Origin of the sequence: Verminephrobacter aporrectodeae subsp. tuberculatae, from assembly GCF_026127385.1 — a bacterium.
Taxonomy (GTDB): Bacteria; Pseudomonadota; Gammaproteobacteria; order Burkholderiales; family Burkholderiaceae_C; genus Acidovorax; species Acidovorax aporrectodeae.
The window spans coordinates 1406318-1428826 of the sequence record NZ_QZCX01000002.1; the positions used below are offsets into that span (position 1 = coordinate 1406318).

At 59.7% G+C, this 22509-nt stretch carries 17 protein-coding genes; 10 read left to right on the forward strand and 7 right to left on the reverse strand.

All coding sequences use genetic code 11. The annotated features are described in order from the left end of the window. Positions 1 to 19: 19 nt before the first annotated feature. From D5041_RS14545 to D5041_RS14555, 3 genes are read left to right on the forward strand one after another with little or no spacing between them, the layout of a single operon-like run. Positions 20 to 4492, forward strand: a complete 4473-nt coding sequence (locus D5041_RS14545) for a pilus assembly protein (protein WP_265285008.1) — start codon at positions 20 to 22, stop codon at positions 4490 to 4492. Next, positions 4489 to 5013, forward strand: a complete 525-nt coding sequence (locus D5041_RS14550; RefSeq protein WP_265285009.1) for a type IV pilin protein — start codon at positions 4489 to 4491, stop codon at positions 5011 to 5013. The genes D5041_RS14545 and D5041_RS14550 overlap by 4 nt, the downstream gene beginning before the upstream one ends. Further along, positions 5010 to 5588 carry a GspH/FimT family pseudopilin gene (locus D5041_RS14555; protein ID WP_265285010.1) on the forward strand — a complete coding sequence of 193 codons (579 nt, stop codon included), beginning with the start codon at positions 5010 to 5012 and terminating at the stop codon, positions 5586 to 5588. Before D5041_RS14550 ends, D5041_RS14555 begins: the two co-directional genes overlap by 4 nt. Before the next feature lie 23 nt (positions 5589 to 5611). On the opposite strand, the gene D5041_RS14560 is transcribed toward D5041_RS14555, so the two are convergent. Further along, positions 5612 to 6952: an IS4 family transposase gene (locus D5041_RS14560; protein ID WP_265258124.1), complete on the reverse strand. Its 1341-nt coding sequence runs from the start codon at positions 6950 to 6952 to the stop codon at positions 5612 to 5614. A 555-nt stretch (positions 6953 to 7507) separates the two neighbouring features. On the opposite strand from D5041_RS14560, the gene pilV reads away from it, so the two are divergent. From pilV to D5041_RS14595, 7 genes are all read left to right on the forward strand, one after another. Beyond that, positions 7508 to 8110, forward strand: coding sequence for a type IV pilus modification protein PilV (gene pilV, locus D5041_RS14565; RefSeq protein WP_407702282.1), 603 nt, complete (start codon positions 7508 to 7510; stop codon positions 8108 to 8110). After that, complete coding sequence (locus D5041_RS14570; protein WP_265285012.1) at positions 8107 to 9132, forward strand: PilW family protein; 1026 nt, start codon at positions 8107 to 8109, stop codon at positions 9130 to 9132. The genes pilV and D5041_RS14570 overlap by 4 nt, the downstream gene beginning before the upstream one ends. Position 9133: 1 nt before the next feature. Then, a complete protein-coding gene (locus D5041_RS14575) occupies positions 9134 to 9796 on the forward strand; it encodes a pilus assembly PilX family protein (protein ID WP_265281020.1) in 663 nt (220 codons plus the stop codon). 20 nt (positions 9797 to 9816) lie between these two features. After that, a complete protein-coding gene (locus D5041_RS14580; RefSeq protein ID WP_265285013.1) occupies positions 9817 to 14298 on the forward strand; it encodes a pilus assembly protein in 4482 nt (1493 codons plus the stop codon). Continuing rightward, a complete protein-coding gene (locus D5041_RS14585; RefSeq protein WP_265285014.1) occupies positions 14295 to 14819 on the forward strand; it encodes a type IV pilin protein in 525 nt (174 codons plus the stop codon). Before D5041_RS14580 ends, D5041_RS14585 begins: the two co-directional genes overlap by 4 nt. Further along, positions 14816 to 15394, forward strand: a complete 579-nt coding sequence (locus D5041_RS14590) for a GspH/FimT family pseudopilin (protein ID WP_265281017.1) — start codon at positions 14816 to 14818, stop codon at positions 15392 to 15394. The genes D5041_RS14585 and D5041_RS14590 overlap by 4 nt, the downstream gene beginning before the upstream one ends. A gap of 184 nt (positions 15395 to 15578) precedes the next feature. Then, positions 15579 to 16886 (forward strand): ISL3 family transposase, encoded by a 1308-nt coding sequence (locus D5041_RS14595; RefSeq protein WP_265281016.1) that lies wholly within the window; start codon positions 15579 to 15581, stop codon positions 16884 to 16886. Positions 16887 to 16960: 74 nt separating this feature from the next. Here the strand turns inward: D5041_RS14595 and D5041_RS14600 are convergent, their stop codons facing one another. The 6 genes from D5041_RS14600 to D5041_RS14625 form a co-directional block, all read right to left on the reverse strand. Further along, positions 16961 to 17548 carry an RNA 2'-phosphotransferase gene (locus tag D5041_RS14600; protein WP_265281015.1) on the reverse strand — a complete coding sequence of 196 codons (588 nt, stop codon included), beginning with the start codon at positions 17546 to 17548 and terminating at the stop codon, positions 16961 to 16963. 110 nt (positions 17549 to 17658) lie between these two features. Further along, the gene (locus tag D5041_RS14605; protein ID WP_138927775.1) at positions 17659 to 19065 is read right to left on the reverse strand and encodes a formimidoylglutamate deiminase; all 1407 of its coding nucleotides are present in this window, start codon (positions 19063 to 19065) and stop codon (positions 17659 to 17661) included. Next, positions 19055 to 20371, reverse strand: a complete 1317-nt coding sequence (gene hutI / locus D5041_RS14610) for an imidazolonepropionase (RefSeq protein WP_265281014.1) — start codon at positions 20369 to 20371, stop codon at positions 19055 to 19057. The genes D5041_RS14605 and hutI overlap by 11 nt, the downstream gene beginning before the upstream one ends. Beyond that, positions 20368 to 21012, reverse strand: coding sequence for a HutD/Ves family protein (locus tag D5041_RS14615; RefSeq protein WP_265285015.1), 645 nt, complete (start codon positions 21010 to 21012; stop codon positions 20368 to 20370). Before D5041_RS14615 ends, hutI begins: the two co-directional genes overlap by 4 nt. A gap of 8 nt (positions 21013 to 21020) precedes the next feature. After that, positions 21021 to 21812, reverse strand: coding sequence for an amino acid ABC transporter ATP-binding protein (locus D5041_RS14620; protein ID WP_010100657.1), 792 nt, complete (start codon positions 21810 to 21812; stop codon positions 21021 to 21023). Beyond that, positions 21809 to 22477, reverse strand: a complete 669-nt coding sequence (locus tag D5041_RS14625; RefSeq protein WP_265281012.1) for an amino acid ABC transporter permease — start codon at positions 22475 to 22477, stop codon at positions 21809 to 21811. The genes D5041_RS14620 and D5041_RS14625 overlap by 4 nt, the downstream gene beginning before the upstream one ends. Between the last annotated feature and the right edge of the window lie 32 nt (positions 22478 to 22509).

Here is a 22509-nt window from a genome sequence, read left to right on the forward strand (position 1 = left end):
ATTTCCGAGAGGACTTCATATGCCTGCATCCACCGTGCGTAGAGACGTGCCAGAGCTGCACAAGCGGCACCCGAAAAGCCTTATGGCTTGGTTGGCTTGGGCTGTTGTGCTGCCCATGTCCATTGCCGTTTCTTGGCTGGCCATCGGCAGCGAAGCGCCGCCCACGATTCAAAAGATCGCCTTGGCCAGCGCCCCCTTGTATGCCACGTCTACGGTAGACAAACCGACCATGACGCTCGCACTGTCCGTGGAATTTCCAACGGTAGGGGCTCAATACAACATCCTGGGAAGCGAAGATGATGATGATGACTCGTATACGACAGATAAAGAATACCTTGGTTATTACGATGCAGAGAGTTGCTACAAGTACATCGACGATCCGCAAGAAAGGCCCACTGCATCACAGAGCAAAGCGGATTACAAACGCTTTGACAAGGTTGGCAATGCAGATGGAAGAAAATGTACCGATGCATTCAGTGGAAATTTTTTGAACTGGGCATCCGGTTCTGCCATTGACATGCATCGATTGGCGCTTTCGGGGGGGGATCGCTATATCGACACGAAAGACTTGACCATTCTGCAACGCGCCGTATTACCGAACGGTAATCGCGATTGCATGTGGAATAACCTGGATTACTTTCCGTCAAAACAACTCAAAAAAGATGGCGGTGGTGTCGGCACCTATTTCGGTGCAGTCCCCGCAATCATGATTACGGCTGCGAATGGCAATGACATCTATGTCGCCAATATGCTCAACCGTATTTATTTCGGAAGGACCAGAGGAGGGTGGTGCAACGATACGTCGAGTTATAAACTGGGGGCAAAAACCAATACCACCCGTGTCAACACTGTCTGGAACCAGGTGATTCAGCCTCGTTCTGTTACTCAAGGTCCTTCCTGGATAGAATGCGCTAACGAAGGCGGAGTCTGCGATTTCTCTGGAAACAGGGAAGTCATGTTTGGAGTAGCAAACCAATGGTTTTCTGTCTACGCACACAATGGCGTCGACTGCACGGAAGATGTAATGGTAAAACCTGGTCCCGGGTCCGCCAACAGGCGTCCAGGGACACTCAGGAAATGCTTCATTACTCAGCACAATGGCCCCTGGGGAAGGCGCCCGGTATCTCCGGAACCAACGAACGCCATGAGTTTGAATTCCGATGGCTATTTTTACGCACGCGTGCGGGTATGCGACGTTGATTCTTCAGGCAAGCTTCAGGATTCCCGCAACTATGACTTCTGTGAAAAATATCCCAATGGAAATTACAAACCAACGGGTGTCATCCAGAAATACAGCGAAAAAATGCGCTTCGCAGCATTTGGTTATCTTCTGGATAATAATAGTCGATATGGTGGCGTCCTGCGCGCTCCGATGAAATATGTTGGTAGCAAGACCTATGATATCAGAGGTTACGAAAATTCTGCATCCGGAAATAATCCGAATACCGAATGGAATGCCCAAACCGGCGTGTTTATCGAGAACCCCGACAGGAATAATAATTATCAAAACAGTGGAATCATCAACTATCTGAACAAGTTTGGCCGCTCCGGCATCGTACCCGGCGTGTACAAAGTTTTCGACCCTGTCGGAGAGCTTTATTACGAGGCACTGAGGTATCTTCAGGGACTTCAGCCAAGCCCCAATGCAATCAAAGAACCCATCGACTCCACAATGGCAGACGGATTCCCTTATTTCAAGAAATGGGATGACCCGTATGGCAATGGACGCACGAATGGAAGCGATTACTCGTGCGTCAAGAGCAATATCGTTGTAATTGGAGACGTTGGCACCCATGATAGCGATAGAATGCCCACCGTAGATATTCAAAACAATATTCCGGACATCCGTGAATGGCGTGATATCGTTCGGAATTTCGAGAATAAGAGAGAAACTGTCAATTATTTCGATGGACAGGGCACAAGGCAGAGAATTTCCAATCCAAACAGTGCAAATCCCAATTCACCAGGTGGTACCACGGGTTTGATCGTGGGTGCTGCGTACTGGGCCAGAACGCATGATATCCGAGGCACTGACTGGACGAACAAAGTCGATATGCAGCGTCCAGGCCTGCGGGTCAAGACATTTACCTTCGACGTGAATGAGGCTGGTCGTCAAAATAATGACGCACAACGCCGTACCAGAAATCAGTTTTTCTTGGCTGCAAAATATGGCGGATTTGAAACGGATCCTGCCAATTCCGCCGGAAAGCCCTATAACACCCAGGGCAATCCCTTCAAGGACCAGACCGGCGCTGACAACAACAAGGTCTGGGAAAAATCCAATGAACCGGGTGAGGCCGACACCTACTATTTTTTCAACACAAGCAAACCATCGCCCGCGCGGGATGTCCTCTCGGCGTTCAATGACATCTTCAGCCGGACATCGAGCAGCATGCACAGTGTGGCTGGTGGCGGTCTGAGCACGGGCAGCAAGATCACCCAGGGCACGGAGTCGTATGCGGCCAAGTTCTCCACCAGCAATTGGAGCGGTGACGTCATCGCCAAGCCGATCACCCAGGATGCGAGCCATGCGAATGCGCTCGTGCTGGGCCCCCCCCGCTGGAGTGCCGCGCATCAGTTGGACACCATGTCATCGCCGGCTGATACGCGAAAGATCTTTGTGGGTCAGTCAAGAAGCAGCACATCCAATCCCTATCCCGTGGCGACCGAATTTACGTGGGACAAAATCGACAGGGCCTTGAAAGAGCATCTGGACAAGGTGAAATCGTCGGCTGCTGCGGATGGAAAGGCCAAGGACCGACTCGCGTACCTGCGCGGTGAGCGCAGCAAAGAGGGCAACCCGTTCAGGAAGCGCGACTCCCTGCTGGGGGACATCGTGAACTCCAATGTCTCGTATTCCGGCGCGCCATCCAAGGCCTTTGGTGGTGATGGGTACGTGGCTTTTCGCAAGAAATACGACGCACGCACCCCCGCCGTGTTTGCCGGCGCCAACGATGGCATGCTCCATGCCTTCAATGCAAGAACCGGAGACGAATTGTTTGCGTACATCCCCAGTTGGCTGGGACGCAATCTGTCCGCTCTGACAGTCCCTGACTTTGTCAACAATCATCAAAACTACGTGGACGCCCCCTCGGTGGTTGCGGAAACCCAGGTAGCGAATACCGGTCAAGATACCGACTGGAAGACGGTGCTGGTCTCCGGGACGGGCGGTGGTGGCTCCGGCGTGTTTGCACTCGACGTGACGGAACCGGACAAGTTCGACGCGAGCAAAGTCATGTGGGAATTTACGCGCGCCAATGACCCGGACATTGGTCAGGTGGTGGGAACGCCAAAGGTCATGAAAATCAAGACCGGAAACGCTACGGCCACCGCCAGCGCAAGCTATCGTTGGTTTGCTGTGGTGGCTAGCGGCGTGAACAACTATGTACCCGACGGCGACGGCAAGTTCAGCAGCACGGGCAAGCCTGCGCTATTTTTGCTGGCGCTCGACAAACCGGGAATGGAAGCCTGGACGCTGGGAACAAACTATTTCAAAGTGTCGGTACCCATCGACACTGCTCCGAATGCCACCAACGCCACAGGCCTGGCGAATTTCAGCGCCTTGTACGGAGCACAAGGCGAAATGACCGACATCTACATGGGTGATCTCCATGGCGCACTCTGGAGACTTCAGTTTGCGGACAAGCCGGTGGCGGACTGGAACATGGACAAACTGTCGTTCTTCAACAAGGGCACACAGGATAGTCCGACCGCGTATCCGCTGTACATCGCGCGCACTGACGACGCCACACCCCAGGTGCAACCCATTTTTGCCGCACCGACCCCCTTTGCCGGCCCCATCGTTGAAGGGAAGGGGTCGTTCTACGTGGTGTTTGGTACCGGAAAGTACATGGAACCGTCGGACAATGGTCAAACGCCCACACAGACCATCTACGCCATTTATGACAACGGCTCCACGACGGCAGACTCGACCTCCGGGCTGAGTGTGATCACGGGGCGCAAACGCCTTCAGAAAGGGGTGGTGGATGCGACGAGCAAGACCGTGGCTGTCGCGGACTTCCAGTGGGGGCGTCCCCGTGTCGATGCCGACGGGGTCAGCAGTCCACGCGCGGGTTGGTACTTTGATTTGTCCTCCGGTGAACGCGTTGACCAAGCGGCTCTGAATATGGGCGCCCTGTCGGCTACCATCCATACGAAGATACCCCCCGGTGCGGGTGCTGCATCCACCGCATCCTGTTCCGCCGGATCAGGCGGCGGAAATCAGTATTTTCTGAATATCGGCAAGGGAGCTGGAAGCTATGTGCCTTCCAATCTGGGACTGCTGGGCCCGCCGGTCCTGCAGTCCAGCGACAGTGATGTCACGGTGACGGACAGTGACAGCACGGGCCGGCGCATTCGCACGACGACCTTGCATCGTTTCACGCAAATGCAGGGTGGTATCGACACCAGTGCTCCATCTGTCAAGCTCACCGAGGTGATCGGCCGGCTGAGTTGGCGAGAAATATTCAACTACCAAGAAACGAAGAAATGAATCAAAAACACCCTCTGCGGGCCACCCGAGAATCTTCTTGCGGGTTCACACTGATCGAACTCATGATCGTGGTGGCGGTCGTCGGGATACTCGCTGCCATAGCGTATCCCGCGTACACGGACTCGGTCCTGAAAGGGCGCCGGGCCCAGGGCCGGACCGCCGTGGTACAGCTATTGCAGCAACAGGAGCGCTATATGACCCAGAGAAACTGTTATCTTGCCTTCAGCACCAACCAAACGACAGGTGCGGCCACCGTCACTGCGTCTGCTGAATGTGGAGTGACCGCAGCGACGACCGTGCCATTCAAAATCTTTTCCGGTGATGCATTGGCGAACTCGCACTACATTCTGAGCGCGCAAGCCTGCCCGGCGGCCAGTGCTGCGACGGCACCGTCCATCGCAGATTGTGTGCAGGCGGTCGCGACCCCGATCCGCCCGGATCCCGCTGGCGGAGACCTGCGCATGACCAGTACCGGGGCAAAAGACTGCACGGGTACCACGTCCAGACTCTGTTGGCCATGATGCACAAACGTACCGACCCGAGCGGCCGCAATGGCGGTTTCACGCTCATCGAACTGATGATCACCATTGCGCTTGCCGCGGTGCTGATGACACTGGCTGCGCCAAGCTTTGTTCAATATCAGCGCAACTCCGAGCTGACATCGATCACGAACTCGCTCCTGACGGCCATCAATGCGGCCAAGAGCGAGGCCATGAAGACTGGTAGAAATGCCTTTGTGAGGCCGCGTGCAACGCTCTGGACAAGTGGCTGGATCATTTATGTCGACACCAACCGTGACAATACATACACAAATGGTACGGACACCACGGTGCAGACGCAGGAAGCGATAAAAGCTTATTTCAATATCACGGGCACTGGCATTGCTGCGGGTTCGACCCCCTATATCGAATTCAACGGCTCCGGGTACACCATTGACCAGACCGGGTCGCCCGTGGCCCTGAACCTGTCGATTGCGCGAACCGACGCCGCCAACGCGTCGGAAGAAACACGGCGCATCGTCGTGGCGCGCACGGGCCGGGTGAGGGCCTGCAAACCAAGCGCGGATACGAGTTGCACCGATTCGGCTACGCAATAGGGTCCACCGGAAAACCCATTTCGTTATACACAAGTCTCCTGAACCTGAAGCTCGCGACAGAACCTGATGCCAGCGGCAAAGTCAAGAATGCGTTGCATTCCCAACCAGATGGTCTTGACTCCGGGCTCACCATCGCACTTTCGCGCAAGAAAGCCCCCCAGTCTGGCAATCAGCCGCACCACCTCGTTGAGCGTGGGCGGTTCCTTGGGCAACTCTTGCTTGTTCAGGATGTACGCCGCTTTCCATTCGTCGGGCTCGAACATCAGCTGCGCATCCAGTTGCGGGCAGCTACGCCCCAGCCGCATCAGCCGGGCAATGCGCCACGCCACCACCATGTACAGCACCACCGCGCGTTCTATCTTGCTGACACTGCCCAACTGCAAGGCTTCGATCCGGCAACCGTTCTTGAGCACATGGAAGAACATTTCGATCTCCCAGCGCGCCCGGTACCAGTCGATCATCCGGGCGGCCTGCTCCAGGGTCTCCACGGGCAAGTTCGTCAGCAATCTCCATTCGATGGGCTTTTCGCCATTCGCCAGCGCCTCTTCCCGGGCAACGATGCATGTGGCCTGCACAAACCCGCCGTGGCCATCGGGCAACTTCAGCGCTTGCGCCCACACTTGCTGTACCACTTCACGAGGGCGCGACCCCTGGCGCGAGGCAAGTGTGAAACGAATCTCTCCCTGCGACTCGCCCGCCGTCACCCGGTTCCACTGTTTGTCGTCTTCTTCTTCGAGAACCCGGTTGTGTTTGCTGCGCAGCAACCAGTCCACTGGATTGCCCAAGTCACGTGCTCGCACCATCAGGGCCATGATGTCAGCCTCGCGGTCGGCCACGTAGACCAGTCGTGTATTGGGCAACTGCGGGGCCATCTCGGCCAGTCGTTCGTAGCCCTCGATCCAGCGCAGGCTTTCGCTGACGCCAGGACGGCTACCATCGCTGTGGCGCGGCTGTCGTGCCCACATCCACGCATCGAGCACACCCAGCGGCTCGCGCGAGGTGGAGATGGCGTACGTGGGGTGCAGGTACATGCCGCGCTGGGCCTCGTAGCTCAGTGGCCCCAACCCCTTGGCCTCTTGCCCATTGAAGTTCAATTCGGTGGTGTCCTGGATGCACAAAACATGCTCGTGCGCCGCCATGCGGGCCACCGAGTTTTCGATGTGCGGCGCCAGGATGTCTTCCCACTGAACCGCCTCATTGCCAAAGAAGCGGTAGGCCCCGATGGTGTCGGCCCAATCGCCGCAGGCTTGGGGAATGCTGGCTGTGGGCTTGGCACTCAAGCTCTCGATCAGGCGGATCGCACGCTCTTTGCGCCTGGGGTCCCCCAGGTTCATGCTCTTGAATTCCGTGACTGTCCAGTTCATTGTATGCTTTCGCTATGAAATGAGTAGCATAGCTCATGCGAGGGGGCTTGTGTATAACGAGATGCGGAAAACCCGCAACCCCGGCATCGGTGCGTCAATGGATTGCTAGCTGACGAAAAATGTTCAACTACCAATAATTGAAACAACGATTGTTGACTCTTTACATCAGATTCAACAGCTCCGGGTCCATCGACCAAGCCGGGTCGTCCATGGCCCTGAACCTGCGCGAACCGACGCCACTAACGCGTCGAAGAAAACACGGCGCATCATCGTGGCGCGCACGAGCCGGGTGAGGGCCTGCAAACCGGGCACGGATACGGGGTTGCATCGATTGCTACGGGGTAGAGCATCCTTCCCCTCGTAATCCGGCTTTGGAACGTCGGAGGGTGTCGGCATGGCGCGGGTACAGTGGACAAGTTGCTTGTCTCGTTTCGCAGAGGCCAAATAGTTACATCGACAGTACAAACGACATGAATGTGACTGCCAATACGAAGCCAAAATCTGTTCCGTATGAAAAATCGGACCTCCCATGCTTTCCCCTGCATTCTGATCCCGATTTATCGGGGGGTAAAAAATCGCGCGGCGCGAGGCTTCAGCCTGATCGAAGTGCTGGTGGCCATCGTTATATTGGCCTTCGGAATGCTGGGTGCCGTGGGAATGCAGGCATTCTCCATCCAGGCCAACCGCGACGCGCGCCTGGAGGCCCAAGCGGCTGCGTTTGCGACGGAACTCGCGGAAATGATGCGCGGCAACAAGGTCATCGCCGTCAAACCGAATAGCGCGGACAACCCCTACTTGGTCGCGTCGACGACGATGGCGTCCCCGAGCTACTGCCTCAGCGTTTCCAACGCCGCCACGGGTTGCACGTCCACAACCGACGTGGCACGCGCAGAAATGACCGACTGGCTCGCCCGGGTCGCCGCAGAATTGCCCGGCGCCAAGGTCCGCGTCTGCTTCGACGGCGCGCCCTATGACGCTCAGAGCGGCCTTGCGAAGTGGGACTGCTCGGCCGCTGCCACGAATGGAATCGTGTTCATCAAGATCGGCTGGACCCGTGCGAGCACCGACAAAAGTGCAAGCGGCGATGCCGCCCTGGAAAAAGCCGACACCCACCCGCCCTTGGTCATCATTCCGGTGACTGGCGGGATCACCACATGACACTGCAGCCGACATCCCCCCCGCCGGGCCATCGGCAGGCAGCGGCAGGCATGACCCTGATCGAACTGCTGGTAGCCATGGCGCTTGGCCTGTTGATCACACTGGCTGCCGCTGCCGCCCTGTTGGTTGCGCGCCAGGGTTTCACCGCGGTCGATGCCGGATCGCAATTGCAGGACAACGGCAGATTCCTGCGCAGCATCATCCAGCGGTTGGTGGTGCAGGCAGGCTACAAGGACTTGCAGTTTGCCGTGGACACGGCACAAGCACCGGGTGCCAGCGCTCTGCTGCCACCGGACATCTTCGGTCTGAACAACCGTTCACGAGCTCCGGGTGATGCATGGAACCAAGGCACTGAACGCACTGTCGGCCAAATCGATTATGGCAGCGACATTCTGGTGCTCCGCTACCAAAGCAATTCCATGGACGTCGATCCAACGGTATCCGACAAGACGATGATCGACTGCGCCGGAGTCGCGGCGACAACCGCACCGACGAAAGTGGACGACGAATTACTGAGTATTTTTCATGTGAGGATTGGGCGCAACGGAGAACCCACCCTCATGTGTTCCCGGCTTGGTGCCAACAGCACCACCTACGACACCTACCCACTGCTCTCCGGGGTGGAAAACTTCCAACTGCTCTACGGAGTCGATGGTGTTGCCCCTGGCAACACGGCGGTCCCACCTGCGAGTACCCCAGATTCAGTGCCTGAGCGCTATCTGCGCGCGGACCAACTGACAGTGGCCAATAATGACAAGGCCACTTACGCGAACTGGCACCGGGTGCGCAGTATCCGCGTCGGTGTCGTGCTGCGGGGCCCCCCTGGCTCGGCAATCGACCGGAGCAGCCAAACCTTTTATCCATTCGGAATTTCAAAGAGCTCGGCGGGTGGAACCAAGGGTTCCGCCTTTGCTGACAGCACCAATGACCCTGGCACCGCATACACTCCCGTAGCCGATGGCCGCCTGCGCCAGACGGTGACTTTCACCGTGCATTTGCGCAACCCCCAGGGTGAATGGTGATATGGTGACCTGCACTCCAGGGCTACGGTCCCTATCTTCCTCGGGCGCAAAGAGCGGCAGACAAGCGCGCGGCTTGTCATTGGTCATCGTCATGCTGATACTGATCGTGGTTTCGCTGCTGGGGGTAGCTGGTGTACGGATTGCAATGATGGCGGAGCGGGGTACCCGCAATGATAGAAACCAGCTAATCGCCTGGCAGGCAGCAGAAGCGGCACTCGTCGACGCGGAAATGGATATTGTAGGTCAACCTGCAAATTCCACCAACAAGAGAAATGATGTCTTCAAGCAGGGTGCGATCGATTTCAGCAAGTTTCTCAGCGGTTGCGGCTCCTCGGACAAAAGCACTGGATTGTGCAATCTGAATGCCACGGGGAAAGCAGCCTGGCTTGCTGTTGATTTCGAAAAAACCGGTCCCGATGCCAAAACAGTGGAGTTTGGAAAATTCACAGGCCGCACTTTCCCGGCGGGCGAAAAAGGCATACAACCGAAAAAACCACCACGCTATGTGATTGAAGTCGTTCCCGACAAACATGGATCCAACTCATACAGAACGACTGCTCCCAATAGTGGCACAGGTCCTTCCTATGTGTACCGCGTGACCACCATGGGTTTTGGTCCCAGTGGCGATACACAGGTCGTGCTGCAAATGATTTACCGTAATTAAAATTTTCGGGAGGGTTTCATATGCCCGCATCCACCGTGCGTAAAAGCACGCCAGGTCTGCCGAGTTTGCACAAGCGCTACCTGCAAAGCCCTGCGGTCTGGCTGGTTTGGGCTGTGCTGCCCATTGCCATTATCTCCTCTTGGCTGGCCATCGGCAGCGAAGCGCCTCCAACGATTCAAAAAATCGCCTTGGCCAGCATCCCCCTGTATGCCACGTCTACGGTAGACAAACCTGCCATGACGCTCGCACTGTCCGTAGAATATCCAACGGTAGGGGCTCAATACAACACCCATAGCAACATCCCTGGAAACAAAGAAAATGATGACACGTATACGACAGACAAGGAATATCTTGGTTATTACGATGCAGAGAGTTGCTACACGTACATCGACGATCCGCAAGAAACGCCCGCTGCACCACAGAGCAAAGCGGATTACAAACGCTTTGACAAGACGGGCAATGCAAATGGAAGAAAATGTACCGATGCCTTCAGTGGAAATTTTTTGAACTGGGCATCCGGTTCTGCCATCGATATGCATCGATTGGCGCTTTCAGGGGGGGACCGCTACATCGATACGAAAGACTTGACCATTCTGCAGCGCGCCGTAATACCGAACGGTAATTCCGACTGCATGTGGAATCATTCATTTTACTTTCCGGCAAAACAACTCAAAAAAGATGGCGGTGGCGCTGGTACTTATTTTGGTGCAGTCCCCGCAATCATGATTACGGCTGCGAATGGCAATGACATCTACGTCGCCAATGCGCTCAACCGTATTTATTTCGGAACGACCAAAGGAGGAAGTTGCACTGATACGTCGAGTTATACACTGGCGAAAAAAACCAATACCCGTATCCGTATCAACACTGTCTGGAACCAGGTGACTCTTCCCCTAAATTTTACTACAACAATTTATTGGCAAGAATGCGCTGACGAAGGCGGATTCTGCAATTTCTCTGGAAATAGGCAAATCATGTTTGGAGCAGGAAACCAATGGTTTTCTGCCTACGCAACCGATGGCGTCGACTGCAGGGAGGACGTATTGGTCAAACCTGGTCCCGGGTCCACGAATAACCGCCCGGGGACATCCAGGAAATGCTTCATGACTCAGTTCAATGGCATTGGAAATGGCGGCTGGAGGCGCCCTGCATTTCCAGCACCAACGAACGCCGTGGGTTTGAATTCCGATGGCTATTTTTACGCACGCGTGCGGGTATGCGACGTCGATTCTTCCGGCAAGCTCCAGGATTCCCGCAGCTATGATTTCTGTGAAAAATATCCCAATGGAAATTACAAACCAGCGGGTGTCATCCAGAAATACAGTGAGAAAATGCGTTTCGCAGCATTTGGTTATCTTCTGGAAACACAACGGTATGGTGGTGTCCTGCGCGTTCCAATGAAATATGTTGGCAGCAAGACCTATGATATCAGCGGTCACGAAAATTTCGCATCCGGATCTAATCAGAATGCCGAATGGGATGCTCAAACCGGCATATTTTTCGAGAACCCTGACAAGGACAATAATTATAAAAACAGTGGAATCATCAACTATCTGAACAAGTTTGGACGTTCCGGTCTGTACAAAGCTTTCGACCCTGTCGGAGAGCTTTATTATGAGGCGCTGAGGTACCTTCAGGGACTTCAACCAAGCCCCGCTGCAATCAAAAAAACCATCGACTCCACAATGGCAGACGGATTTCCTTATTTCGAGCAATGGAACGACCCGTATGGCGATGGACGCACGAATGGAAGCGATTACTCATGTGTCAAGAGCAATATCGTTGTAATTGGAGACGTTGGCACCCACGATACCGACATAATGCCCACAAAAGATATTCCAAACAATATTCCGGACGTCCGTGGCTGGCGTGACATCGTTCGGAGTTTCGAGAACAAGGAAGAAACTATCTATTATTTCGATGGGCAGGGCACAAAGCAGAAAATTTCCAACCCAAACAGTGCGAATAACAATTCACCAAGTGGTCCCATGGGTTTGATCATGGGTGCTGCGTACTGGGCCAGAACGCATGACATCCGAGGCACTGACTGGACGAACAAAGTCGATATGCAGCGTCCGGGCCTGCGGGTCAAGACATTTACCTTCGACGTGAATGAGGGGGGTAATCAAAATGATGACACACGACGCCGTACCAAGAATCAATTTTTCCTGGCGGCAAAATATGGCGGATTTGAAACAGATCCCGCCAACTCCGCCGGGAAGCCCTATAACACCCAGGGCAATCCCTTCAAGGACCAGACCGGCGCTGACAACAACAAGGTCTGGGAAAAACCCAATGAACCGGGTGAGGCCGACACCTACTATTTTTTCAACACAAACAAGCCATCGCCCGCGCGGGACCTCCTCTCGGCGTTCAATGACATCTTCAGCCGGACGTCGACCAGCATGCACAGTGTGGCGGGTGGCGGTCTGAGCACGGGCAGCAAAATTACCCAGGACACGGTGTCGTATTCGGCCACGTTCTCCACCAGCAATTGGAGCGGTAACGTCATCGCCGAACCGATCACCCAGGACGCGAGTCATGCGAATGCACTCGTGGTAGGCCCCCCCCGCTGGAGTGCCGCGCAACAGTTGGACACCATGTCATCGCCGGTTGACAAGCGAAAGATCTTTGTGGGTCAGTCAAGAGGCAGCACATCCAACCCCTATCCCGTGGCGACCGAATTTACGTGGGACAAAATCGACAAGACCTTGAAAGAGTTTCTGGACCAGGTGAACCCGTCGGCTGCTGCGGATGGAAAGGCCAAGGACCGACTCGCGTACCTGCGCGGTGAGCGCAGCAAAGAGGGCAACCCGTTCAGGAAGCGCGACTCCCGGCTGGGGGACATCGTGAACTCCAATGTCTCGTATTCCGGCGCGCCATCCAAGGCCTTTGGTGGTGATGGGTACGTGGCTTTTCGCAAGAAATACGACGCACGCACCCCCGCCGTGTTTGCCGGCGCCAACGATGGCATGCTCCATGCCTTCAATGCAAAAACCGGAGACGAATTGTTTGCGTACATCCCCAGTTGGCTGGGACGCAATCTGTCCGCTCTGACAGTCCCTGACTTCGTCGACAATCACCAAAACTACGTGGACGCCCCCTCGGTGGTTGCGGAAGCCCAGGTAGCGAATACCGGTCAAGATACCGACTGGAAGACGGTGCTGGTCTCCGGGACGGGCGGTGGTGGCTCCGGCGTGTTTGCACTCGACGTGACGGAACCGGACAAGTTCGACGCGAGCAAAGTCCTGTGGGAATTTACGCGCGCCAATGACCCGGACATTGGTCAGGTGGTGGGCGCGCCAAAGGTCATGAAAATCAAGACCGGAAACGCTACGGCCACCGCCAGCGCAAGCTATCGTTGGTTTGCCGTAGTGGCTGGCGGCGTGAACAACTACGTACCCGACGGCGACGGCAAGTTCAGCAAAACGGGCAAGCCCGCGCTATTTTTGCTGGCGCTCGACAAACCGGGAACGGAAGCCTGGACGCTGGGAACAAACTATTTCAAAGTGTCGGTACCCATCGACACGGCTCCGAAGGCCACCGCCACAGGCCTGGCGAATTTTAGCGCCTTGTACGGAACACAAGGCGAAATGACCGACATCTACATGGGTGATCTCCATGGCGCACTCTGGAGACTTCAGTTTGCGGACAAGCCGGTGGCGGACTGGAGCATGGACAAACTGTCGTTTTTCAACAAGGGCACACAGGACAGTCCTGCCGCGTATCCGCTGTATATCGCGCGCACTGGTGATGCCACACCCCAGGTGCAACCCATCTTTGCCGCACCGGCGCTCTTTACCGGCCCCATCGTTGAAGGGAAGGAGTCGTTCTACGTGGTGTTTGGTACCGGAAAATATCTGGAACTGTCGGACAATGGCCAAACGCCCACGCAGACCATCTACGCCATTTATGACAACGGCTCCACGACGGCAGACTCGACCTCCGGGGTGAGCGTGATCACGGGGCGCAAACGCCTTCAGAAAGGGACAGTGGATGCGACGAGCAAGACCGTGGCTGTCGCGGACTTTCAGTGGGGACGTCCGCGTGTCGATGCCGACGTGGATAGCAGTCCCCGTGCGGGTTGGTACTTTGATTTGTCCCCCGGTGAACGCGTGGACCAAGCGGCTCTGAACGTGGGCGCCCTGTCGGCTGCCATCCATACGAAGATACCCCCCGGTACGGGTGCTGCATCCACCGCATCCTGTTCCGCCGGATCAGGCGGCGGAAATCAGTATTTCCTGAATATCGTCAAGAACACAGGAAGTTATGTGCCTTCCAACCTGGGACTGCTGGGCCCGCCGGTCCTGCAGTCCAGTGACAGTGATGTCACGGTGACGGACAGTGACAGCACGGGCCGGCGCATTCGCACGACGACCTTGCATCGCTTTACGCAAATGCAGGGCGGCATCGACACCAGTGCTCCGCCCGTCAAACTCACCGAGGTGATCGGCCGGCTGAGTTGGCGAGAAATATTCAACTACCAAGAAATGAAGAAATGAGTCAAAAATCCCCCCTGCGGGCCCGCAAGGAATCTTCCTGCGGGTTCACACTGATCGAGCTCATGATCGTGGTGGCGGTCGTCGGGATACTCGCTGCCATAGCGTATCCCGCGTACACGGACTCGGTCCTGAAAGGGCGCCGGGCCCAGGGCCGGACCGCCGTGGTACAGCTATTGCAGCAACAGGAGCGCTATATGACCCAGAGAAACTGCTATCTTGCCTTCAGCACCAACCAAACGACAGGTGCGGCCACCGCCACTGCGTCTGCTGACTGTGGAGTGAGCGCAGCGACGAGCGTGCCATTCAAAACCTTTTCCGGTGATGCATTGGCGAACTCGTACTACATACTGAGCGCGCAAGCTTGCCCGGCGGCCAGTGCTGCGACGGCACCGTCCCTCACGGATTGTGTGCAGGCGGTCGCGACCCCGATCCGTCCGGATCCCGCTGGCGGAGACCTGCGCATGACCAGTACCGGGGCAAAAGACTGCACGGGTACCACGTCCAGACTCTGCTGGCCATGATGAAAAAACGTACTGACCCGAGCGGCCGCAATGGCGGTTTCACGCTCATCGAACTGATGATCACCATTGCGCTTGCCGCAGTGCTGATGACACTGGCTGCGCCAAGCTTCGTCCAATATCAGCGCAACTCCGAGCTGACATCGCTCACGAACTCGCTCCTGGCGGCCATCAACGCGGCCAAGAGCGAGGCCATGAAAACCGGCAGAAATGCCTTTGTGATACCGCGTGCAACGCTCTGGACAAGTGGTTGGATCATTTATGTCGACACCAACCGTGACAATACATACACAAATGGTACGGACACCACGGTGCAGACGCAGGAAGCGATAAAAGCTTATTTCAATATCACGGGCACTGGCATTGCTGCGGGTTCGACCCCCTATATCGAATTCAACGGCTCCGGGTACACCATTGACCAGACCGGGTCGCCCGTGGCCCTGAACCTGTCGATTGCGCGAACCGACGCCGCCAACGCGTCGGAGGAAACACGGCGCATCGTCGTGGCGCGCACGGGCCGGGTGAGGGCCTGCAAACCAAGCGCGGATACGAGTTGCACCGATTCGGCTACGGAATAGGGTCCGCCGGAAAACCCGCAACCCCGGCATCGGTACGTCAATGGCTTGCCCGGCGTTTGGGCTCCTCGTCGTTTCGTGTGGAAACCAACATGCACAATAGCCGCTGGTAATGGATGCTGGAGGACAGGTCGCCTCGGGCCTGTCCACAGGTCCACCAAGTTGATGTTGAGCATGGGAGTGTCTGATGGGTGTTGAAATGGAAGCGCTGTTCACCAATGCGCTGGGGCTGCAAGCGCCGTGGGTTGTCGAGAACGTCAAGCTCAACACCACCGACCGCCGGATCGACTTCGAGATTGGCTGCCAAGGCGCTGGCTTGGCGTGCCCGGCCTGTGGTGCTGGAGCACAGCCCATTCATGACCGGCTGCTCCGCTCTTGGCGTCATCTGGACTTCTTCCAGTTCGAGACCTGGCTGCATTGCGAGGTGCCGCGCATCGTGTGCAGTGACTGTGGCAAGACCACGCAGATGCTGGTGCCCTGGGCCCGTCCAGGCTCGGGCTTCACGGTGGCCTTTGAAGCATTCGCCTTGGCCCTGTGTCGTGACTTGCCGGTGAACCAAACGGCGACATTGCTGCGCTGTTCTGACAAGCAACTGTGGCGGCGCATCGAGTTTTATGTCGAGCAAGCCCGCGCCCAGGAGCGGTTTACGGATGTACGCATTGTGGGCATCGACGAGACCAGTGTGCGCCGGGGGCAGAACTACACCACCGTCGTGCATGACCTCGATGCCAAACGACTGCTGTTCGCCACCAAGGGACGTGAGCACAAGACGGTGCTCGATTTTGTTGACGATCTGAAGGCCCATGGTGGCGACAGCGAGCAGGTCAAGCATGTGTGCATGGACATGAGCGCGGCCTACGCCAAGGGAGTGGGGTTGGCGTTGCCGCAGGCGCAGATCAGCTACGACCGGTTCCACGTTGTGGCGATGGCCATGGATGCGATGGACCAGGTGCGGCGCACGGAGATGGCACAGGACGCCCCGGCGGTGCGAGTGGCCTTGGAGTCGGCAGTTGACAACGATGAGCACAAGACGCTCAAGCAACTGATGTGGGGGATGCGGCGCAACCCCGAAAGCTGGAGCGCCAAGCAAACCGACGCAATGCATTGGTTGCAGCGCTCCTTGCTCAAGAGCGCGCGGGCGTGGCGGTTGAAGATGGCGTTGCGCGCGGTGTATGCGAGGGCCAAGGAGCACAACAGCGTACAGCAGGCGAGTGTCGAACTGCAGGCTTGGTTGAGTTGGGCGTTCAGATGCCGGCTGGAGCCGTTCAAGAAGCTGGCCAGAAGCCTCAAGGAACGCTTTGCTGCGGTGGTGCGCGGCATGTTGGGGCATCGCAGCAACGCCTACGTGGAGGCCATGAACGGACTCTTGCAACAGGCCAAGCGCGCAGCCCGTGGGTTGCGCACGAGCGACAACTTCATCACCATCGCCTATCTGCGCATGTCCAAACTCAAGCATCTGCCTGCCAGTCCCTTCGCGCCCGGTGGGGTCACATGAGGTTGTTGTGTTCCACACGAAACGACGAAGGGCCCTGATAAGCGTGACTACTGGGTCACGCGCCATTTCATGATCTATGTCGATAGCTTTGGTTGCCTGGAGGTCGTTGCCGAGTCTGCATTGCTGGACGAAGGCGCCAAGAACTCGGGTGGCACATGATCGGTCAGCCAGACGTTATTGTCCGCGAAGAAGAACTTGAAGCCCTCTTCATGCATGCGGAGTGCTTCAATTTTCAAAACGACGGGTACGCCGTGCCGTGCTCCGACATGTTGCGCTGTTGCATCCTCCAGCGACAGATGCACTTGTTGCCGGGCTTGTGGTTTCAAGCCCTCGGACAAGATGGAGTCCAGGAATCTTGCCGCTGTCCCGTGATAAAGCAGGGTCGGAGGTGTTTTGGGTGGCAAGCCAAGATCAATGGAAACGGAATGCCCTTGTGCAGCACGGATATTCAAACCGTCCACTGACAATGTGAAACGCTGCTTGTCGCTGGACTGGACCAATCTGAGCAGGTCTTCGTGCCCTAATTGCATTCCGGCGGCACGGGCCTTTGCAATCAGTTCGTCAACATTGGCCCAGCCATGGGGGTTCAGCGTCAGCCCTATGGAATCCGGCTTGTGGCGCAAAACAAAGCTCAATCGCTTGCTGAGTTGGATGTCGTTCATTGCTTGTTTGTTGGCTTTGGGTTCGATTGTCGGTGAACGATGAACTCTTGCTGACTGCAAAGCCAGCGTCCTGCGATTGACTTCAGTCGGCTCCTCATCCCAAGCCCCGATCACTGCGCCGCAAGAATCGCCGAGCGGGCCGCGACAAAGGCCCGGGCTGCGGTCTCGTGCAGCGCGTGGCGGCCCCGGGAGGTGCGGCGCACGCCGGCGACCCAGGTGCTGTCGATGCCCGCGCTGCGCGGGCTGCCGAATACATGCGCCGAGAGCATGCGGTGCGCGGGCAGTTCGCGCAGCGCCGCATGCTGCGCGTCGAGCACCACCAGGTCCGCCTGCTGGCCCGGTGCCAGGCCGCCGATGGGGCGCCCTGCGGCCTGCGCTCCGCCTTGCAGCGCTTGCAGGGTCATGGCGCTGGCCGTCTCGGGCTGCGCGGCGTTGGCGAGCAGGTTGCGCTGGCGGCGCACCAGGCGCTGGCCGTATTCGAGCAGCAGCAGTTCTTCGGCCGCGTTCACGCAGGCGTGGCTGTCCGAGCCCAGGCCCCAGCGGCCGCCATGCTGCAACCACAGCGGCATGTCGAAGATGCCGTCGCCCAGGTTGGCCTCGGTGCTGGGGCAGATTCCGGCCACGGCGCCGGTGCGCGCGGCGGCGGCGTATTCGTGCGGCGTCATGTGCGTGGCGTGCACCAGGCACCAGCGCGCGTCCACGGGGGCGTGTTCGAGCAGCCATTGCACGGGGCGCTGTCCGCTCCAGGCCAGGCAGTCGTCCACTTCCTGCGTTTGCTCGGCAATGTGGATGTGGATGGGCGCCTGCGGGATCAAGCTGGCCAGGCCCTGCAGGGCGGCGCGCAGGCTGTCCGGCGCAACGGCGCGCAGCGAATGCGGCGCCAGGCCCAGCGCCGCTCCCTGCGCTTGCGCGGCGGGCGCGAGGCGCTCGAGCAAGGAGAGCATGTCGTCGGTGCTGCGGATGAAGCGGGCCTGCTGCGCGCGCGGCGGCTGGCCGCCAAAGCCGCTGCTTTGATAGAGCGCCGGCAGCAGTGTGATGCCGATTCCCGCAGTGCGCGCGGCGCGCAGCAGCGCCAGCGACAGCGTGGCGCCGTCGGCGTAGGGTCGGCCGCCGCGGTCGTGGTGCAGGTAATGGAACTCGCACACGGCGGTGTAGCCCGCCTCGAGCATCTCCACGTAGAGCCAGGTGGCGATCGCCTCCAACTGCTCGGGCGTGATGCTCGCCGCAAAGCGGTACATGTGCTCGCGCCAGCTCCAGAAGCTGTCCTGGCCTGCCGTGCGGTATTCGGTGAGGCCGGCAAACGCGCGCTGGAAGGCGTGCGAGTGCAGGTTGGGCATGCCCGCAAGCAGCGGCCCCGGGGCCTGGGGGACGCCGGCCAGCGGCGCCGCGTCGCTGCTCCCGCACGCCACGCCGGTGATGCGCCCTGCCGCGTCCCACTGCACGAGCACGTTGCGCGCCCAGCCGCCGGGCAGCAATGCGTCGGCAGCGAAGAGGCTGCGTTGCGGATCAGGCGCCATCATGGGGACTCCCCTTGGCGGCGATTCCCAGGCCGTCACGGGCCACGCGGCCCTGGCGCACGATGGTGCATGCGGGCTTGTGCCCGTACCAGTAAACGAGTTCGGCGGCTTCTGCCAGGGGCCAGAGGACGAAGTTCGCGGGCCGGCCCGACGCGATGAGGCCGTGCGAGTCCTGCAGGCCGAGCGCGCGCGCCGCCTGCGTGGTGATTCCCGCAAGCGCCTCGGGAACGGTCAGGCCAAACAAGGTACAGGCCATGTTCGCCATGAGCAGCAGGCTTAGCGCGGGCGAGGTGCCGGGGTTGTGGTCGGTGGACACGGCCATGGGAACGCCCGCGGCGCGCAGGGCTTCGATGGGCGGCGGCTGCGTGTCGCGCAGCGTGTAGTAGGCGCCGGGCAGCAGCACGGCCACGCTGCCGGCGGCTTGCATGGCGGCGATGCCTTCGGCCGACAGGTGTTCGAGGTGGTCGCACGAGAGCGCGCCATGGCGCGCCGCGAGCGCCGCGCCGCCCATGTCCGACAGCTGTTCCGCGTGCAGCTTCACGCGCAGGCCCAGCGCCTGCGCGGCTCGGAAGACCTGCCCGGTTTGCGCCAGCGTGAACGCGATGCGTTCGCAAAATACATCCACTGCGTCCACCAGCCCCTCGGCAGCGAGCGTGGGCAGCATGTGTTGGCAGACATGGTCGGTGTAGTCCTGGCGCCGGCCCGCGTACTCGGGCGGCAGCGCGTGTGCGCCAAGGAAGCTGGTGCGCACGGTCACGCCCAGCGCCTGGCCCAGGCGGCGGGCCACGCGCAGCTGCTTGCGCTCGTGCTCCAGCGCCAGGCCGTAGCCGGATTTGATTTCGATGGCGCACACGCCCTCGGCCAGCAGCGCCTGCAGGCGCGCAGCGGCGAGCGCGAACAGCGCGTCCTCGCTGGCCGCGCGCGTGGCACGCACCGACGCCGCGATGCCGCCACCGGCCCGGGCCAGTTCCTCGTAGCCCGCGCCCGCCAGGCGCAGGGCGAATTCGTTCGCGCGCTGCCCGCCGTAGACCAGGTGCGTGTGGCAGTCGATCAGGCCCGGGGTGGCCAGCGCGCCCTGCGCGTCAAAGTGCGGCAAGGCGCCGAAAGCCGCGGGCAGTTGCGCCCGCGGCCCGACCCAGCGCAGCACGCCGCCCTGTACCACCAGGCAGGCGTCCGCGCCCGCGGGGATGGGCGCGTCGGCCTGCGTCAATTCGGCCACCGGGCGCAGGCCCTGCCATACGCCGTCGGCGTCGGGGGGCGGGGGAGGGCGCGTCTCGGCGTCGTGCATCTGCATGCCTGTGTTCATGGTGGATTTTGCATGCCTGTTTCGCGCGCAGTGCGGCGCTCCAGCGCAATCCAGGCCAGGGCCGGGGCGGCGCCCGCATCCTGCGTGTCGCCCGGTGCGTCCAGGGGCTCCAGGCGCTCTGTCCCGTCGGCGCGCCCGTCCATCCACCAGAGGCCCTGTCCCGCCGTCAGCACGCGCGTGTCGCCGGTGCCGGTGCTGCATCGCCACGCGCCTTGCAGCACCAGGCCCAGGCCCGCAGCGGCGCGCGCGGGCGGCGCTGCGGTGCGCAGCAGTTGCAGCGTGCCGCTCCAGACGCCCCGGCGCAGCATCAGGTTGAGGTCGGTTGACGTGCCTGCCAGCAGGCGGCATTCCACCGGATCGTCGCCGGAGAACGCAAAGGGCTGCCAGCGTGTATCGAGCGCGTGCTCCCAGCGTCCGTTGGCAGCGCGCAGCTGCACGCCGCCGCCGCTGAGCAGCATGATCTGCCGGTCCACCCCGGGAAACGCCGAGAACGGCCCGGGCGCTGCGATGCGGGCCACGCTGATGCGCCATGCAAACTGCTCCATGCCCGCTGCGGGCGGCCAGCAGGCCAGCTCCCGCGTGCTGCCGCCGCCATTCTTCCAGGGCAGGGCGGCGATGGTGGCCAGATCGAAGAAAGGCATCGGCGGATTCAGGTGCGCCCGAGAACGGCCTGCAGAAAGGCGCGCGTGCGCTCTTGCGTGGGCCGGGTGAAGATGCTCGCGGGGGCGCCGGTCTCGATGATTTTTCCGCCGTCCATCACGGCGACCACGTCGCCGACCTCGCGCGCAAAACCCATCTCGTGGGTCACGACCAGCATGGTCATGCCTTCGCTGGCCAGCAGCTTCATTACCTGCAGCACCTCGCCGACGAGTTCCGGGTCGAGCGCGGACGTGGGTTCGTCGAAGAGCAGCACGCGCGGCGCCATGGCCAGCGCACGCGCGATGGCCACGCGCTGCTTTTGCCCGCCCGACAGGCTCGCGGGCATGGCGGCGGCCTTGTGCTCCAGGCCCACCTTGGCGAGCAGCGCCCGGGCGCGCTCCTCGGCGTCCCGGCGCGTGAGGCCGCGCAGCTTGCGCGGGCCCAGCGTGATGTTGTCGAGTACCGACAGGTGCGCAAACAGGTTGAACGACTGGAACACCATGCCCACCTCGGCGCGCAGGGCGTTCAGCCCGGACTCGTCGAGCATGCGGCCGTCCTGCACCAGCAGGCGCCCGCAGACCTCGACGGTTCCGCTCTCCGGCCGCTCCAGGCCATTGCAGCAGCGCAGCAGGGTGCTCTTGCCCGAACCGCTGGGGCCTATCAGCACGACCACCTGCGACGGCAGCACGTCGAGGTCCACGCCGTCGAGCACGCGCTGGTCGCCAAAGGATTTGCACAATCCGTGCACGTGCACGATGGGCCGGGCGGCCGGATCGCAGCCCTCGGGCAGAGGCTCGGTCATTGCACCATCCCCCCGGCGCGCAGGTGCAGCTCGATGCGGCGCAGCAGCAGCGCGGTGGCACCCGTGAGCAGGAAGTACACCACGGCGATCGCCAGGTACACCTCCAGCGAGCGGTACGAGACGCTGATGATCTTCTGCCCCTCGTGCATCAGGTCATGGATGGTGAGCAGCGAGACCAGCGCCGAATTCTTGATCAGCGCGATGAACTCGTTGCCCAGCGGAGGAATCATGCGCAGCACCGCCTGCGGCAGCACCACGCTGCGCATGGCCAGCCCCGAGGACATGCCGATGGAGCGCGCGGCCTCCATCTGCCCCTTGTCAACGGACGCGATCGCGCCGCGCACGATCTCCGACACATACGCGCCCGCGTAGATTCCCAGACCGATCACACCGCACGCGAACGCGGGCAACAGAATGCCGAACTGCGGCAGGCCAAAGAACAGGATGAACAACTGCACCAGCAGCGGCGTGCCGCGGATCGCCGCCACGTAGGCCGTGCACAGGCCGTAGACCACGCGGCGCCGTGGATCGAGGCGGCCAATGCCCACCAGCAGCCCCATGGCGCAGCCGAGCAACAGCGCGGCGGCGGTGATTTCCACGCTCACCAGCGCGCCCGAAAACAGCTGCGGTGCAGCCGCCCAGACGGGAGAAAAATCGAGTTCCATCACGCGCTCCGGCAAGCAGTTCGGGCCAGCGG